General features: G+C 52.7%; 14 protein-coding genes. 4 read left to right on the top strand and 10 right to left on the bottom strand.

The window, feature by feature from the left end; genetic code table 11:
- Positions 1-88 precede the first annotated feature (88 nt).
- Positions 89-2,077, bottom strand: a complete 1,989-nt coding sequence (locus BLT77_RS14195; protein WP_090366559.1) for an SDR family oxidoreductase — start codon at positions 2,075-2,077, stop codon at positions 89-91.
- A 134-nt stretch (positions 2,078-2,211) separates the two neighbouring features.
- Between BLT77_RS14195 and BLT77_RS14190 the strand changes: the two genes are divergently transcribed.
- Positions 2,212-3,063, top strand: a complete 852-nt coding sequence (locus tag BLT77_RS14190; protein WP_090366556.1) for a helix-turn-helix domain-containing protein — start codon at positions 2,212-2,214, stop codon at positions 3,061-3,063.
- Positions 3,064-3,117: 54 nt separating this feature from the next.
- Complete coding sequence (locus tag BLT77_RS14185) at positions 3,118-3,966, top strand: endonuclease/exonuclease/phosphatase family protein (protein WP_090366554.1); 849 nt, start codon at positions 3,118-3,120, stop codon at positions 3,964-3,966.
- A 40-nt stretch (positions 3,967-4,006) separates the two neighbouring features.
- On the opposite strand, the gene BLT77_RS14180 is transcribed toward BLT77_RS14185, so the two are convergent.
- The 9 genes from BLT77_RS14180 to BLT77_RS14140 all read right to left on the bottom strand — a co-directional run bounded on the left by BLT77_RS14180 (position 4,007) and on the right by BLT77_RS14140 (position 13,710).
- On the bottom strand, positions 4,007-4,387 hold the full coding sequence (locus BLT77_RS14180; protein WP_090366552.1) for a LysR family transcriptional regulator: 381 nt from the start codon (positions 4,385-4,387) through the stop codon (positions 4,007-4,009).
- An 89-nt stretch (positions 4,388-4,476) separates the two neighbouring features.
- Complete coding sequence (locus BLT77_RS14175) at positions 4,477-5,598, bottom strand: porin family protein (protein WP_090366550.1); 1,122 nt, start codon at positions 5,596-5,598, stop codon at positions 4,477-4,479.
- Positions 5,599-5,683: 85 nt separating this feature from the next.
- Positions 5,684-6,643: a formate dehydrogenase subunit gamma gene (locus tag BLT77_RS14170; protein WP_090366549.1), complete on the bottom strand. Its 960-nt coding sequence runs from the start codon at positions 6,641-6,643 to the stop codon at positions 5,684-5,686.
- A gap of 12 nt (positions 6,644-6,655) precedes the next feature.
- Positions 6,656-7,258, bottom strand: a complete 603-nt coding sequence (locus tag BLT77_RS14165) for a TorD/DmsD family molecular chaperone (RefSeq protein ID WP_090366546.1) — start codon at positions 7,256-7,258, stop codon at positions 6,656-6,658.
- Entirely contained in the window at positions 7,258-7,803 is a 546-nt protein-coding gene (locus BLT77_RS14160) for a 4Fe-4S dicluster domain-containing protein (protein ID WP_090366544.1), read from the bottom strand. The genes BLT77_RS14165 and BLT77_RS14160 overlap by 1 nt, the downstream gene beginning before the upstream one ends.
- A 9-nt stretch (positions 7,804-7,812) precedes the next feature.
- On the bottom strand, positions 7,813-9,951 hold the full coding sequence (locus BLT77_RS14155; RefSeq protein WP_342707548.1) for a molybdopterin-containing oxidoreductase family protein: 2,139 nt from the start codon (positions 9,949-9,951) through the stop codon (positions 7,813-7,815).
- A 133-nt stretch (positions 9,952-10,084) separates the two neighbouring features.
- The gene (locus tag BLT77_RS14150; protein ID WP_090366540.1) at positions 10,085-11,551 is read right to left on the bottom strand and encodes a disulfide bond formation protein B; all 1,467 of its coding nucleotides are present in this window, start codon (positions 11,549-11,551) and stop codon (positions 10,085-10,087) included.
- A 238-nt stretch (positions 11,552-11,789) separates the two neighbouring features.
- On the bottom strand, positions 11,790-13,043 hold the full coding sequence (locus BLT77_RS14145; protein WP_090366537.1) for a sensor histidine kinase: 1,254 nt from the start codon (positions 13,041-13,043) through the stop codon (positions 11,790-11,792).
- Positions 13,033-13,710 carry a response regulator transcription factor gene (locus tag BLT77_RS14140; protein WP_090366535.1) on the bottom strand — a complete coding sequence of 226 codons (678 nt, stop codon included), beginning with the start codon at positions 13,708-13,710 and terminating at the stop codon, positions 13,033-13,035. Before BLT77_RS14140 ends, BLT77_RS14145 begins: the two co-directional genes overlap by 11 nt.
- A gap of 547 nt (positions 13,711-14,257) precedes the next feature.
- On the opposite strand from BLT77_RS14140, the gene cls reads away from it, so the two are divergent.
- Positions 14,258-15,721 carry a cardiolipin synthase gene (cls, locus tag BLT77_RS14135; RefSeq protein ID WP_090366533.1) on the top strand — a complete coding sequence of 488 codons (1,464 nt, stop codon included), beginning with the start codon at positions 14,258-14,260 and terminating at the stop codon, positions 15,719-15,721.
- Positions 15,722-15,813: 92 nt separating this feature from the next.
- Positions 15,814-17,037 (top strand): sodium/glutamate symporter, encoded by a 1,224-nt coding sequence (gene gltS, locus BLT77_RS14130; RefSeq protein ID WP_090366531.1) that lies wholly within the window; start codon positions 15,814-15,816, stop codon positions 17,035-17,037.
- Positions 17,038-17,172 lie beyond the last annotated feature (135 nt).

The following is a 17,172-nucleotide window of genomic DNA, read 5'->3' as shown; positions in this document are numbered from 1 at the left end:
ACCACAACAACCCCTACGGCAACATGACCGAAGGATGCAATAAAAAACGGCCTGGAAAACCAGGCCGTTTTAATCAGACATTACAGAGTTACAGGTAGTTACCCGACATCAGTGCCGCCAGTGCCACCTGCTCCGGTGTCGGCTTCACCTCCTCTTCCGGCAGCCCCTGGGCAGCGGCGGTATCCGGGAACATCTTGAAGGTGGTGCTCATCAGCAACTCATACACCTTGGGAGCCAGCACACTCATGGCCCGCATGGCACTGCCGATGCCGGTGTTGACCTCGGCCGGCTGATCCAACAGCGCCTCTTCGATCATCGCCACCGCTTCATCCGGACTCAGGGTCGGAGCAAAGTTGTACATGGGTGACGCCTCGATCATCGGCGTGCGCACCAGCGGCATATGCACATTGGTAAAGCTGACGTTGTGCTCGCGGTACTCGGCCCCCGCCGACTGTGACCAGGCATCCAATGCCGACTTGGAGGCGACATAGGCCGAGAAGCGCGGCGCATACCCGCCGAGCACCGCAATGGTGGAGATGTTGACCACATGGGCACCGCCCTGCTCAACCATGGTCGGTAATGCCCGCATGGTCAGGCGTACCGGCGCAAAGTAGTTCAGCTGCATGGTACGCTCAAAATCGTGGAAGCGGTCGTACGTCAGCTTCAGCGAGCGACGGATGGAGCGACCGGCGTTGTTCACCAGCAGATCGATGGCGCCATGTTCTTCGATGATCTGGTCGATCACCAGGTCACACCGTTCCAGGTCGTTGAGGTCGCAGTGGAAGCTGTAAGCTTCCCCTCCTTCGGCCAGGATCTGCTGCTCCACCTCCTTGAGCTGCTCCATACCCCGGGCCACCAGCATAACCTTGGCGCCGGCACTGGCCAGGCGGATCGCCAGGGCGCGGCCGATGCCGGAGCTGGCGCCGGTGATCACCGCGACCTTGCCGTCAATATGCTGCTCCAGGGTGCGGCTGCCCATGCGGTTCGGATCCAGATTACGCTCCCAGTAATCCCACACCACGCCGGCGTAGTCTTTCAGGTGTGGTACGGCGATGTCGGTGCCGGCCAGGGCGCGCCTGGTATTGGAGTCATCAAACTGGGTCTTGAGATCCAGCAGCTTCAACGTTTCTTTGGGGATCTTCAGCCCGGCCAGGGTCTGGTCGATCAGCAGACGCACCGAAGGCAAGTTCAGCAAAGCGCCGCGAATCGGTGCCGGAATGAAGTCCAGCACGCCCGGACTGACACCGGCGGACAGCCTGGAGCCGTGAGCCGCCTGGGAGAAGATATCCAGCGCCTCAATCATCTTCAATCCGGGGGTGTCCACCAGGTGGAAGCACTGTCCGTGGGTGTCGGACCGAGTGAGGATATGATCGATGGCGTCGGCGACGTAGTCCACCGGCACCATATTGAACTCGCCGCCCTTGATGCCGATGGCGGGCATCCAGCTGGGGAGAACATTGCGCAGTTTCTGCAGGGTTTTGAACAGGTAGTAGGGGCCGTCGATCTTGTCGATCTCACCGGTCTTAGAGTGGCCAATCACCATCGAAGGACGGAAGATACGGTAGGGCAGAGTCTCCTGCTCCCGCACCAGGGCCTCGGAGTCGTACTTGGTCTTCAGGTAGGGGTTGATATCCAGCCCTTCCCCCTGCTCAAACATCTGCTCGTTAAACACGCCCTGGTAGAAACCGGCCACGGCGATGGAGCTCAGGTGGTTAAAACACTCCGCCCCCACCAGCTCAGCCAGTGCCAGCGCCTCACGGGTGCCGCCAACATTGAAGTCGTGGTTGGTCTGGGCCGACGCGGTGATGTCATAGAGTGCGGCGCAGTGAATGAACTCCCTCACCTTGCCGTAGAGCCGATCGCGCTCCGCCTCGTTGACCCCGAGCAGAGGCTCGGCCAAATCCCCTTTCAGCAGGGTAAAGCGTGACGGCTCCAGGTTGAGCAGTTCGCAGTTGGCCAGAAACTTATCTTCGGTGCCCTCGCGCACCAGGATAAAGATCTCCCCCTCCCGCTTGGCCAGATTGGCCAAAATGTACTTACCAATGAACCCGGTACCACCTGTAACAAAGTAACTCATAACTGCCCTTCTCCATCCGTAGACAAATGACTTTCTTAATGATGATAGGATGTTAGTGGTCAATCTATTACCTCCGAGGTAATATTGACCACATGCGACTCGATGGAATTCACATCTCTGCATAAAAGGAATTAATGATGCAGGCTGAAGGGTTACGAATGCCCAAGGGCGCCTTCGGGCGTCTGTTGAAATTCTGGCGAAAGACCCGCGGGTTGAGCCAGGAAGCGCTGGCGCTGGAGGTCGGTTCCTCCCTGCGCCACGTGAGCTTTCTGGAGACGGGAAAATCCCTCCCCAGTCAAGAGCTGGTCGAAAAGCTGGCCCACCTGCTGGAGCTGAACGTTCGCGAGACCAACAACCTGCTGGCCTCGGCCGGCTTCGCCGCCACCAGTTTCGCCTTAAGGCCCGACTCCGAGGAGCACCATTGGCTGCACCAGTCACTGGTGGCCACGCTTAAGGGGCTCGAGCCCTACCCCACCATGATCATCGATCAGTACGGCAACGCCAAGATGATCAACCGCGCCTGGCTGGAGCTGATCTGCAGCTTTGCCCCGCAGACCGCTCAAACTGCCGACTTTAATCTTGTTGACCTGGTCTTTACCGACAAAGGGTTTAAGCCTTACCTCATCGGCTGGGAGGACACCGTCTGTGCCCTTATCCTGACCCTGCAACAAGACGTACTGATGTATCAGGACTCCTGCGCCAGTAAACTGTTACAAAGAATATTGGCAGAAGGCTCGGTGCCTAAAGATTGGCGTCAGCGGGGTTCTAAACAGATGAATGTGACCGGGTTTGTTACCACCATCGAATTGCCTGGGCAGCCAAGAGAACAACAAATGCACGTTTTTCATACAGTTGGCGCAACCAGTTTCATCTCCGAACCCAAATTGATGATCTACACCATCTACCCTAAAAACCCCAAATCGGACCCGCTGTGGCATAAGCGGGTGGCCAGTTGCACAAAGAAGCACCCGCTACTGCCCTATTGACCCGGCCCCCATCTACCGCCAAGATGAGCGCTATTGCGCAAAAAAAGAGGTACGGTGTTGGGTCAATTTCGCGTTCATTGGGTATGGGTACCGCTGCTGGTTGCCGCTCTTTCCGGCTGCCCCAGCGCGCCTCCAGAAAAGCAGCAGGCCTGGGTCATGCCTGCTCCCACAGCCGCCATCTCCACCGAGCAGCCCCTGCCCAGCCGCTTTAACCTGGTGAGCTGGAACGTTCACAAGCAGCTGGGGCAACCCGACTGGCAACAGGAGTTCAGCGATCTTCAACGCCAGTACTCCCCCCACCTGATGGCCCTGCAGGAGGTCAACGTCAACCCGGCTCAACCACCGTCGATGTTGCCGTATCACTATGCTTTTGGAGCCAACCTGGCTCAGAGCGATGGCAGCCATTCCGGGGTCATGAGCCTGGCCGCCAGCCCGATTCAGTCCACTTACCTGCAACTGTCGGCACCGACGGAGCCGGTCACCAACACCCCCAAGGCCTCGTTGATGTCGGAGCTGATCATGGCCGATGGCCAGTCGCTGCTGATGGTCAATATCCACGGCATCAACTTTGTTACCAATGCCAAGTACCAGCGTCAGCTCGATACACTGGAATCCGCCATCGATCGCCATCAGGGGCCGGTAATCTTCGCCGGTGATTTCAATACCTGGTCCGACGATCGCAAGGCCCTGCTGGACGCCCTGGCACAACGTCAGGGACTGGCATCAGTGCCGTTCGCCAACAGCGAGGGCATCAAGCAGTTTTTCGGCCACAAGCTGGATCACATCCTCTACAGCTGCCAACTGACTCCGGTGGCCGGCAGTGCCGATGTGCTCAGTCACTACACCAGTTCGGATCACACCCCGCTGTACGTGCAGTTTGATTACAGCCCCACCTGCAGTTGAACCCCGATTAGCCATAGCTATCTGGCTTCACTTAGTGATCCTACTTTGACTGTAATGAGCCTTTGGCCAGTCCAACGTAACCAATTGGGTGCCAAGGGAGTTGCTGGCTGTTCATAAACGTAGAAGGCCGGGGCCTTGATAAATGAGAAGCCGGGTTCATACACAATGCTTGCATCGACTCAAAGTTGGCAATCATATCCTGGCACAAGGGTAAAAATTCCTTTGCACGACCAGTGGCAACCTGCCTGCGGTTGCGTCTGACAAATAACTCATCCTGAAACATCTCTCTGAGCACTCCAAGCCTGCGACTCACTCTGGAGTTGCTCAGACCCAGTTTCTTCGCCACTTTCGATGCACTGCCGAGTCGATGCAGCTCGCAGAAGATGGTCAAAGTTTGCAGGTCCAGTTCTTTTAGATTCATGGGACTTCTTATTCTGCTCACGCCTCAAAAAGGCCCCGCCGCTTAGGCGGGGCAAAAGAGGATGGTGCGATCTAAGTTATGACTCTGGCTTAGAAGTAATAGCCGAAGTTGATGTTGATGCGCTGGTCCCAACCTGAATCGGACTGCTCCAGACCCACATGGTTATTGGTGCCCGAGTAAACCATGTTCTTGCCGGTAATGAAGTCCACATAGGTATAGGTGGGACCGGCGGAGATCGCCATGCCTGTCACGTTCTGGATGCTGTCTTCGAACGCGGCATTATCGGTATCGCTGATCAGCAAGCCATAATCGTTATACAGCTTGATGCTGCCCCAATCGAAGGGAATGGTGTAGGCCAGGTTGGCACTTAAGATCTGAGCTTCGGCCGCCACCTCGTATTGCCAGCCGCTGGCGGCAACCGCCATGGTGTCGGGCAACTCGGCAGACAGGGTGTCAAACTGATAGCCCATGTACTGCAGCATCAGACTCCAGCGATTCAGGGACAGATCCGCGTGCAGAGCATAGGCGTGCCGGTTGCCGGTATCGCCGCTGTCAGCGTCATACACCTGACCCACTTCGACCGAGGCACCCAGTACGGCTTTCAGGTCACCGGAGCTGAGATGGTAGGCCGCACGAAGGTTCAGTTGGTTGGTCTCCTCTACGCTGTATTTGTTGCCGTTTACCTCGCCACGGAACAGATCCACCGAGTAGCGCTCGTTGTTGGTGGCAGAGTACTCGGCGTTTTTGAAAAAACCCAGATCCAGGGTAAGGTCGCCAGTCACATAGCTGCCAGTGATCCCCATGTCATAGTCATCTTCGAAGCCCAGATAATAAGGCACGCCAAACCAAAAGCTGTTAGAGATGTAGCCTGGATTGCCGAAGGGCACCTTGGCCAGGCCGCCGTTGAGGGTCCAGCTGTCGTTCAACTGGTAGGTGGCGTAGGCGTAACGGGCGGTGTCGTAACCGTCGTAGAAACGGTAATCCACCATCAGACCGATGCCATTGATCTCACCTGAAGCTTTCAGGGAGAACATCTCGAAAGCGAAGTCGCCACTCTTGTCTTTAGAGGCCGCGCTGTAGTCGATGTACTTGTAGTTGGCCCGGGCGATACCGCCCAGTTTAATCCCCTCGTCGGCCTGTGCGGGGGTCAGGGAAGCGGCCAGCGCCAAAGCGCAGGCACAGCTTACCCGTGTCATAAAGAATTGCTTCATGACCGTATCCTGTATGTAAGTGATTCACTGGGGGCCGGCAGGCCCCCACCTTTATGAGGTGCGGAGTAGGCTCCGCATAAACGAATTAACCCAGGCTCTTGTACCAGAGGTTGTGGTGCTGCTTGGCCCAGTTCTCATCGCAGTAACCGGTGACCATGCACTCCATGCCGCCCTCGGAGATCAGGGTTGCCATAAAGATGTGCACCACGGTAAAGACACCGACGATACCGGCGCCGACCATGTGCAGCACCAGCATCCAGTTCATGCCGCCCTTATCAAAACCGAACAGTTCAGGGAACATCATCGCCAGGCCGCTGAATACAAGCAGGCCGCCGAACAGGGTGAAGCACCAGAACCACAGCTTCTCACCGGCGTTGGCAAAGCCGGCATCGGGGTGGCGGCCCTTCAGGCTGCCCACATTCACATAGCCGCCCAGGGCGCGGAACCAGGCCATATCGCCCTTCTCCGGGAACTGCTTGCTGCCCCACTTTAGCACCATAACCGCCCAACCCAGAATGAAGGGGAAGGCCATCCAGTTGTGGCTGGATACCATGCTCTGGATAAAATTGCCCCAGTTGCTCTGCCCCATATGATCGGCAATCAGGAAGCGGCCACAGGCGATAACGATGCCGGTCACCAACAGGCCGAGGCAGGAGAGCGCGCCTATCCAGTGGAAGATGATGTCCGCCTTGGACCAGCGGAAGATCTTCACGCCAGAAAAGCCCTTCTCCAGCTTGACGCTACCATTGAACATGGTGAACAGAGTAAACAGGGCGATGGCTGCAACAATGCTGCCCAGTAGTAGGCTGCTCCAGCTTTCGCCTCCCGCCCAAACGGCAAGGGCCGAGGTGTCCACGCTGGCTGATGGCTGCTCAGGGGTGAACAGCACGGGCGCGGTGGCCATCCCTTGAATCTCAGGAATATCACCCTGAACGATTACTTCGTTCATCTCGTTCCAGGCCTGGGGCTTGAGCACCCCCTCCTCTGTGGCTGACACAGAGACACTGGCCAGCAGCACTAACAGTGCAGTGATGTATCGTTTCATTATTTCGTCCTCTTAAACTGCGCCGTTGCACAGCTTCTTGGATGCAGTGATGGTTGTGTCGATAAGCTCCTCGATTTCGTCCGCCACCAGGCACCAGAATTTCTGACTGCTGTGGCTGCGAATGTCTTTAAGGAAAGGCCTATACCAACAACCCAGGTGCTGGCTCAGGAAGCCTTCTATCAACTCCTGAGTCTTGGCACCTTCGGCATCGACCTCCTCCAGTAACCTGGCGTGCAGGACGTAGAGAAACTCGAGTTCATTACCAAAAAAGTCTGCCGGCTCACCTCGGCTGCCATCTGCCATAAGCCCCATCTGCTGGTAACAGAGCAGTACCCTGTCGGTAGCCTCGGTGAAGGTTTCGCGAGTCGGCCCCACATAGACCGACTCGTAAGGCGGAGCCACCAGCTTGTAGGGGCCGACACAAAGTCGGTTGTACTCCAGCTCAAGGGCCTCGGGCTCTGCCAGGTGGGCCGAGGCCTCCTCGATTAGCTCACTGTCGGGCTTGAACAGTTTCAGATACTCAACCAGATTCTCCAGCTCCTGTTTTTGGATGCCAAAGAACAGGGATTTGAATACGTAGAACCCTGCGGCTCTGAGGTTGTTGCCGGCTTCCATTAGGTGCGCTTCCTGATGATGACCATGTTGGGTTTGGTCAGGCAGTCGCCGTAGCCAATGCCCTCTTTGCTGGCGCTCGGGTCTTGCAGGATCTGGGAAACGTTGTCCATATCCAGGCACTTGACCGGACAACCATCCACACAGGCGGGTTTCTTGCCCTGCTCGATAAGCTCGATGCACATGTTGCACTTGATCGCCTTGCCGTCGCTTTCAAGCATGGTCACGGCATCGTATGGGCACGCCTGCTCGCACAAACCACAGCCGGTACACAGATCCCGGTCCAGAACCACCAGACCGTCGTGACGAGTGGTGTACGCTTTGGCCGGACACACCATCAAACAGGCGGGGTTCTCACAGTGCATGCAGGAGTGGCTGAGCCACACATCCTTGGTGCGCTTGCCGGTCTTCACCTCGTAGCGGTCCACCTTGCGGAAACGGACATTCTCTGGCAGTTCGTTGTGGATCTGACAGGCCACGCTGCAGCCACCACAGCCAACACAGTTCTCCTGTCTGAAGACAAAGCCAAGTTGGTGTTTGTTTTCCATGATGATTCCTTAAGCCTTTTGAATATCCACGTTGGTGGAGTGGTACGCAGAACAGCCCCCCAGATCCGCCAAGCGGTCTGTGGTCAGCATGTTGGTGCAGGTCTGACTGCCGTTGGGGTTAAAGCGGCGCAGGTTATTTTTCACCGTCAGCACAACGCCGGTGTCCACCTGGTCGCTAACGACGGCAGTAAGGAACACCTCACCCCTGTGGTTGAACACCCGTACCTTGTCGTTGTCTTTGATGCCGCGGGCGGCCGCATCATTGGGGTTGATGGTGACGGTGTAAGCCGGGAAGTTACGGATGTACTTCACGTTGTAGAACTCACAGTTCATTCGCTGAATCAGGGCCGGGCTGACCATACGGAACGGCAGATTGCGCTCCTCTGGGATCATCCAGTCTTCAACCTGTCCCAGATCCAATACAGGGTGGAAGTGTTTCTTCTCCATGTACTTGGATTTGAACTCAATCTTGCCACTCTCAGTGCCGAACTTGCCGTCGGCCAGGAAGGGACGCTGCTCCCACACCTTGATGAACTTCTCTTTCATGATGCGATCGTAATCGATGTTCGCATTAACCAGATGAGGGCTGTCGGAGCTCATGAACTGACGGATCATGTCGTCGTTGGTTTCATCGAATTCAGGGTCGGTATAACCCATCGCCTTGGCCAGCTCACTGAAGAAGGTCCAGTTGCTCTTGGACTCGCCCAGAGGCTCAATAACCTGATCGCACACCTGCAGATCGAAGAAGCCGTAGGAACCGATGATGTCGGAGGTTTCGAACTGGGTGGCTGCAGGCAGGATGATGTCACATACGTCCATGGAATCGTGCATGTTGAAGTCGAAGCCCACTACGAACAGGTCTTCACGCTTCATGTGCTCCAGCACCTTATTGACATCGGGGGCCATAGCCGCGGGGTTGCCATTGTAGAACAGCATCGCCTTCACGGGATCGCAGGGCGCGTCGTAGGCGGTTGGGTTCACCGGATCCAGCGCTTTAGCCAGTTCGGTAATGTTCACATGACCCACATCGTGGTTGGTACGCAAGTGCTTGGCACGCACCTTGTCGTGGTCACCACAGCCCCAGGCCTGCATGTTGTCGTAGGAAAGGCCGTTACCAATCTTGCCGTAGTGACCGCCGACGGCGTGCAGCAGACAAGCGGCACGGGCGATACGACCACCGGTGTAGTTACGCACAATGCCGTAACCCAGGCGCCAGTGGGCCAGCTTGGCCTCGGTGTAGAGTTTAACAAACTCCATAAAGTCGTCGTTACCAACATTGCTGATGCTCAGGCACTCGTCAATGGAGACGGTCTTAAGCTGCTTAACCAGGGCATCGAAGTCTTTGGTATTGGCATCAATGTAAGCTTTGTCGTGCAGATCGTTGTCGATCATGTACTTCATCACCGCCGCGAAGAAGTGCACGTCGGTACCGGGACGCAGCTGGATGTGCAGATCCGCTTGGGACGCCAGAGGAGTACGGATGGGGTTCACCACAATCACCTTGCAACCTTTGTCGCGGGCGACGTTGATGTACTTCAGGTAGTGGACGTTGGTCGCCGCTTCGTTCCAACCGTGAGAGATGTACAGATCGGAGTAAACGGAATCCTCAGGATCCGGACCGTTGGAGGTACCCAGGGCGGACATCACCCCATAGGAACCGGAGTAGGCACAAACATAACGATCCAGGAAGCGGGCGTTGATCTTGTTGAAGAAACGCTCTGCTGCACCGTACATGCCGATGGCACCATAGTTACCTGAGTAACTGTAAGGCATAATGGCCTGGGAGCCGTGCTCTTCGATAATCGATTTGAATCGACCTGCGATCTTGCCGTAGGCATCATCCCAGGAAATGCGACGCCATTTGCCACTGCCCTTGGGCCCAACACGCTCCATGGGGTGCAGGATTCGATCTGGCGAGTAGGTGTATTGGATATAGGTCATGCCCTTCACGCAAGGACAGGTACCGGTCTTACGCTGCTCGGCGGCACCTTCCACGTAAGTGGCACGACCATTTTGCACGGTAAATTTCAGCAGGCAGCGGTCAGCACAGTTACGCAGGCAACTGTGGTAAACGATATCACCCTGGCGCTTGGCCATGATGTCGCGGTTTTCGCCCCTGACTTTGGCATTGGTAACTCCTGGAACCAAGCCACTTAGCGAAGCTGTGGCACCAGCAGCACCAACACTTTGAAGAAAGCTTCTTCTGTTAAGTTTCATATTTTTATCATCCGAATATTTTTATATAGCGTTTAATAACTGGACACGAAAGTACTAGTTAGAATTATCCCTCTCTAATTTCGAATACTGAATTGACACCTTTATTAAAATTAACGGTTTGGAAAGAGTCTTCTTTTCTAACCAACCCTTGGAAATTTTTAATTGTTATAAACCTTAATTTTCCAGTAGCCTCTCCGCTTCGAAGGTTAACGGATATGATCTCTCCGCCTCTGGAATTAATTACATATCCTTTGTCATCTCCAATATCAATCCCTGTTATGTATGGATATTCGCTTAAAAAGCCTTGGTTATATTTTGAATCCGTCTTCATGTTATTTTCAGCCGACAGCGTCATATCCGAGACATCAAACTGTGAAGAAACTATTGGAGCGGATTTCTCGTTAGGGACCGTTATTGTAATCAAACGATTACTACCTTGGTCAAAGCCAAGAGATAAAGCATAAGCATACTTAGCTCTTACCGTCAGAAATACTCCACGATACAGCTCGCCGATGCCATTATCACTGTCCCTGAAAGGGCGATAGTTCGAAGCCCAGGTATGATTCTCATCCAACTCAAGAACTACATATGCCTTATTGTCTCCCATAGCCACCAAGGTGGTATCGGAAATGAAGCTAATACCGACCAGTTTTGACACATGAATTTGATACATGCCATCGACGTGGGCCTTAGTCAGTACTCGGCGAAGATCACCGCTGAGAACGTAAACCCAACTGTCTTCTGTAGTTACCGCATAACGATCTGTTTCCTGCTGATAATCAATGGCGGTCACCCGACTGTTAATCTCGGTGGGCAGATCAATCAACGCTTCAACTTTAGCTAAAGGAGCATCACTGAATACAGGCTTCTGAATACTGAACTCATTAAGGTCAACGTCCTTAATCGCGTACCCACCACGGGCATCAGGAGATTGACGAGGCCAATGATCCATTTCCCAACTCATATAGCTTGGGAAAAAAGATACTCTACCTGGAGCATCTTGCCCGACAAAAGGAAGCGGACCGGTTTGAGTAAATGCCTGAACGATATTGCCGCCAATTACCACAAAAAAAACTATAAAGGCCAGCTTAGGCACCCCAAATAAATTCTCATCACGAACTTGATTAGCAGGAAAACTATTGCCAACCGCTGCCAGCAGTAGTGCCACCACCACCAAGACAACGACAAACACAAACAGAGCCCAAGTATAAGTGTGGGCACCAAGAATCTTAAGGGACTGACCTTGTCCAACATCCCATCCCAGATAGAAGGAGGTGTGTAGCGTGGACATGTACGCACCGTAAATCCCTAACCATATGAGAGCAGCAATGTACTTTGGCCGCAAGCCATAGCGGATAATAAACATTGCTGTAAGTGCAATCAAAATCATGGCTGTACGTTCCTGCCAGCAGAATGCACAAGGGTTATCCAGCAAAATAAAACCGAATATAAAACACGCAATGCCTACTGGGAATGCCATAATCCCTATAGATGCGGCACCAGCCAAATTATTAAACAGGTCTTTTTTCATAACTTACTCTTAATAATTACCAACGGGCATTAAGTAGCCCCAAGACATCATGACCCACGTAAATAGACCGAGACCCAAGCAAGTAAACAAAAGACGGTCTGCTAACTTTTGCTTATGTGGCTTCTTATAAACAATATAAGCCGTGTAAGCGATGATGCAAAATATGGTGAATTCCATGATTTCCTCAATTAATATTCCTGCCAAAACAAGACTGGGAACTTATAATTAGCCTAATAGGCTATTTGAAACTTAACGTTACATATCTACCAAACTCTGACTCAGTGTTACTAAATAACCACCCGGTATTTTCAGTTACTTTCTTGATAAGTTTAAGCCCTAGCCCGAAACCCACCCCCGAACCATTATCGAACTGCTTGTCTAAATTGATGTTCTCGCATACCAATTGGCCTTCGATTTGCTTCAATCGAACAGTACCAGAATAGGTATGCTGAAATGCATTTCGAACAATATTGCCAAGGACAATTCGACACGCCTCTTTGGAGGCCACCATGTCATATGGAGAGTTCTCAAGTTTGACGGTCACTTCCCTTTCATTCAGAAGATAATAATTTTCCTTAACAACCTCATCCAGGAGTAAGTCCAACTGAATTTGTTCTTTATTCAATTTGGAATAATCTTCCTTAGTAAGCCATAACAATGTATTGGTCAAACCAGACATCGTATTAGCAGCCCGCTCGAGTCGCTTGACGACATTGTTTCTTTTCGCCCCATCCAATTGTTCCCACAACCCCAGCAATTCGATATTACTCTTGATGGTAGCCAAGGGCGTACGCAATTCATGACTTGAATAGTCTAGAAACTCTTTTTCTCGCCGTACACTCTGATGCACTGCAACGATGTTGTTTCTAATCAGTTCGGAAAGGTTATCAAGCTCCTTAAATTTAAATCCATTTTCTGGAAGCTCATAATTCCCATCACGAAGATTTGTCGCCCAATGTATCAACTGCTCCACCGGCTTAGCGATACTATTTAAAAACAATGCCAATGATAATGAAAAGAAGCAGAAGATCAGTACGCCAAATGCAGAAATATCTCCAAACTGGTCATAGTCTTCTGGGCATAGCCTCTTCGGAAGTATATTGGTAAAAACTTTAGCAACATACCTCTTTTCACCCTCTTCGTTGATCGCAAGCAGAGTATAGTAACCGGCCTCAGGGTGACTAAACAAAGATGTCTTGGGCAAAAACTTCTTTAATTCATATTGACCCTTGGGGTCGCTAACGAATTTATTCCTTATTTCTAATGGCAGGTCTTCCCAGCGACTCGCAACAATAAATCCAAAGGTCTCTTTAGGTTCACCATCACTAACACCTTTAATATCAGAGGCCAAAACCATTGTACTACGTAGTTCTGCATCCATTCCTAACACGTAATAATAAGCACTAAAAGAAGAGGCCAGCATGGCTAAACTCAAACCCAGAGCCACCATTGAAAAACAGAAGTATAATTTTACACTGCGACTAATCTTCATTGTTAGCCTTTAATGCAAAACCAAATCCTTTGATAGTTTTAAGAACATCGGCTCTTCCGAAACGACCAAGTTCTTTCCTAATCTTATATATATGAACTTTAAGGCAGTCAGTTTCAGGTAACTCTTCACTCCATATGTTATCTTGAATGCATGTCCTAGACACCGGTTCAGGCGCATGAGAAACCAGAAGTTTAAGAATATTGAACTCCGTGGGCGACAATTTAAGATGATTACCTTCGATAGATGTGCAGCGCTGTTGCTCATCTATTTTTATTCCTGAAAAAGTGCGCTGCTTAACTTGACCACTTCTACGAAGGCTTAACGCATTTATCCGTGCAAGCAATTCTTGCATAGCAAACGGCTTTACCAAATAATCATCTGCACCACATTCAAAACCTTGTAACTTGTCTTCCAAACTTGATTTTGAAGTCAGCATTAATATTGGAGTATCAACACCCTGCTCCCTTAACTTTCGACACAGATCAAAGCCATTAATTTTAGGGAGATTAATGTCAAGGACAATAACTTGATATTGATGGCTTGTGATAAGATTCAAGGCAATTTGACCATGTATTGCATGATCACAACAAAACCCTTTGATCTCAAAAAAATCTGATACTGTGGAAGCAAGATCTAAGTCATCTTCCACCAGTAAAATCTCAACCATCACTTTGTCTCCAGATCAAAAAAGTCCGAGCCCAACTGCATGTGGCAACGGTACTTCACTTTAAGTAAAGAGAAGGTAAACGTTAGCTAGAAGACAACTAAGGTCCTCTCAACAGAACAACCCATGCACTCAGATTCGAATGAATATCGATAATGTTCTTTGAAATTAACCCAGTCCGCCGCAACAAAGATCACAGAATGCCGTTCAATCAATAATGACTTATCAATAGACTTAGATGTTGGTCACAAAATGAAAACAATGATAAAGATAGCTTCAAGTGAATAACAACAGACAACGTTTTAACTTAACAACACCAAGCAGTGGCAGTTTGTCCTCACCCAACATTGGCTACTGTTATAGCGCGTTCGCACAGTAAAACAGCAATGATGATCCCCCCTACTACACCAACTCGGATCACACTCCGTTGTCGGTGCAGTTCGATTATCAGCCCAGTAGCAGCTGATCGCGAGTCAGTTGACCTGAAACCGCTGCCAGCTGAGCAATTAGGGTGTATATTTGAAGCACTTACCCTCATTTTAGAACCAATGTGAGCCAATTTTACCAACTGTTGCCCCTGACTCTGGTCGCCGCCTACTGGATTGTGATCGCCGGTGTGTCGCTGCGCATTGTGCTCAAGCGCCGCCCCTTTGGCGTATCGCTGGCCTGGTTGCTGCTGATCTACATCATTCCTCTGTTTGGGGTGGTGGTGTATCTGCTGTTCGGTGAGCTCAACATTGGCCGTAAGCGCAAGCAGCGGGTCAAGGAGATGACCGCGCCGTTCAAATACTGGAATGAACGACTGCACCGTCAGGCACAGTCCGATCGGCGCCTGGGCCAGCACGTCCGCCCCCTGCACGAGCTGAGCCTGCGTCGCCTAGGGATTCCTGCCCTGCTGGGCAACGATTTGGAACTGATTGAAAACAGCCAGACCATTCTTGAACGCATCATCAACGACATTCATCAGGCCAGTGACACCATTCACATGGAGTTCTATATCTGGCACCCCGGCGGCCTGGTCGATGAAGTGGCCGATGCCCTGATCGAGGCCCGTCAGCGCGGGGTTACAGTACGCCTGCTGCTGGACGGAGCCGGCAGCCGCGAATTTTTCAATAGCCGCTGGCCAAAGAAACTCGAACAACAGGGGGTCAGCATCGTCAAAGCCCTGGGCGTCAACCCTCTGCGGATGTTCTTAAGGCGTATGGATCTTCGCCAGCATCGCAAAATTGTGGTCATCGATCAGCGCATCGCCTACACCGGCTCAATGAACCTGGTGGACAGTCGCTACTTCAAACAGAGTGCCGGCGTCGGCGAATGGATTGACATTATGGTTCGACTCACCGGCCCATCGGTGTGCTCCCTGGCCGCTCTGCAGAGCTGGGACTGGGAGTTTGAAACCGATGAAAGGCTGCTGGATGAGATCGCCCTGCCTCAAGCCGAGAGCTCCCGGGAACATCGTCATGCCGAAGATTCGGTCCAGGTGATTCCCTCAGGACAGGGGTTGCCCGAGTCCATCATTCAGCAGGTACTGCTGCTGAGCATCTATCACGCCAAGCACAGTATCACTCTGACCTCACCCTATTTCGTACCCAGCGAGCAGTTACTGGACGCCCTGCGCACCGCAGCCCAGAGTGGCGTCGAGGTCAACCTGATCATTCCCGACAAAAACGACTCCTTCATGGTGGAATGGGCCAGCCGCGCCTTTTTCACTGAACTGCTCAATGCCGGAGTGGTGATCTATCGCTTTAGTGGTGGCCTGCTGCACACCAAATCAATGCTCATCGACGATGACCACTGCATCATCGGCACTGTCAACCTGGACATTCGCAGCCTGCTTCTCAATTCCGAAGTGTCTCTTGCCATCGACGATCCGGACTTCTGTCGAGAGCTGGGCCAACTGCTGGATCGCTACCTGAAACAATCCAACCGCATCGACGCCCACCAGTGGCAACTGCGCCCGATGTGGAAAAAATTAGTGGAGCAGTTCTTCTATACCTTTGCGCCACTGCTGTAACTCGGGCTCCATCCACTTAAGCGTGCCGTTAAACGGCCGTTCCGTTCTGCACAGACTATAGTCATAGGGTCTGCCATTTCGGAGCCTGGTCAATGCAAGCTGTTCTAATACCGCAATTTATCACTTTTACTCTTGCCATTGTGGCACTGTTTATCGGCAAGTCGGTGATTGCCTCTTCGCCCACCCTGCAGCGTTACAGCATTCCGGAGCCTGTGGTTGGCGGCTTTGTCTGTGCCGCCATTACCGGGCTGCTGTTTGCCCTCTTTCAGGTTGAAGTGAGCTTTGAGATGGAGGTTCGGGACGCACTGCTGCTGTACTTCTTTGCCGGCATCGGCCTAAAAGCAGACTTTAAAACCCTGCTTCAGGGAGGCCGCCCTCTGGCGATTCTCATTGGTCTGGCGGCAGGATTTATCATATTGCAAAACCTGGTTGGCGTCAGTGTTGCCAGCGCTTTTGGGCTAAATCCTCTGGCGGGCCTGCTCTCGGGCTCGGTGTCACTGACCGGCGGCGTTGGCACCACCATGGCCTGGGCCCCCACCTTTGTGGAGGAATTTGGCATCGCCAACGCCCTGGAGCTGGGGGTAGCCTCCAATACCCTGGGGTTGATCTCGGCCTGTGTCATCGGTGGCCCCATTGCCAGCTACCTCATCGGTCGTCATAAGCTGACCACCGGCAGCCAGGATGAGCTGGACATCGGTACCGCCCACGCCAGCGACAACCGGGTTACCGTCGACTACTTCGGGGTACTGCGTGCCTGGTTGTGGCTGAATATCTCGCTGATCATCGGCTACCTGCTCAACGCCGCCCTGGAGAGCGCGGGCGTGCGTCTGCCCCTGTTCGTCTCCTGCCTGATGGCGGGAATTTTGCTGGGTAACCTGGGGCGTGCGCTGCTCTTCAGAAGCAACAACCCAGTCCGTCATGGCTACGTCGAGGATGCCACCAAGGGACTGTCTCTGATTCAGGATATCTGCCTGGGAATGTTCCTGACCATGGCACTGATGAGTCTGAAAATCTGGGAGCTTCAGGGCAACCTGGCTTACCTGAGCGCAGTGATCGGCCTGCAAGTTACCCTGTCGGTGGCCTTTACGGTATTTATCGTGTTCCGCCTGATGGGCCGAAACTACGAAGCCGCGGTGATCTGTTCAGGGTTTGGCGGTGTCACCCTTGGCTCAACCGCCACCGCCATTGTCAACATGACGGCGGTCACCCAGCAATATGGCGCCGCTCACCGGGCCTTTATTATTGTGCCTTTGGTCTGCGGCTTCTTTATCGACATCATCAATGCTCTGGTCATCAACTATTTCGTTTATGGCTAGTCGATTTCCGGCAGTGGCAAACAGCCACACCCTTCGGTAAAAAAACGCCCCAAACGGGGCGTTTTTTTCACAGTTAAGCTCGGCGGTTCCGGGCCTCAGTAGACGCCTGAGGAGGAGTAATGAATCGGCATCCGA

Source organism: Ferrimonas sediminum, assembly GCF_900100175.1.
GTDB lineage: Bacteria > Pseudomonadota > Gammaproteobacteria > Enterobacterales > Shewanellaceae > Ferrimonas > Ferrimonas sediminum.
This window is presented reverse-complemented; position numbering and strand designations above follow the sequence as displayed.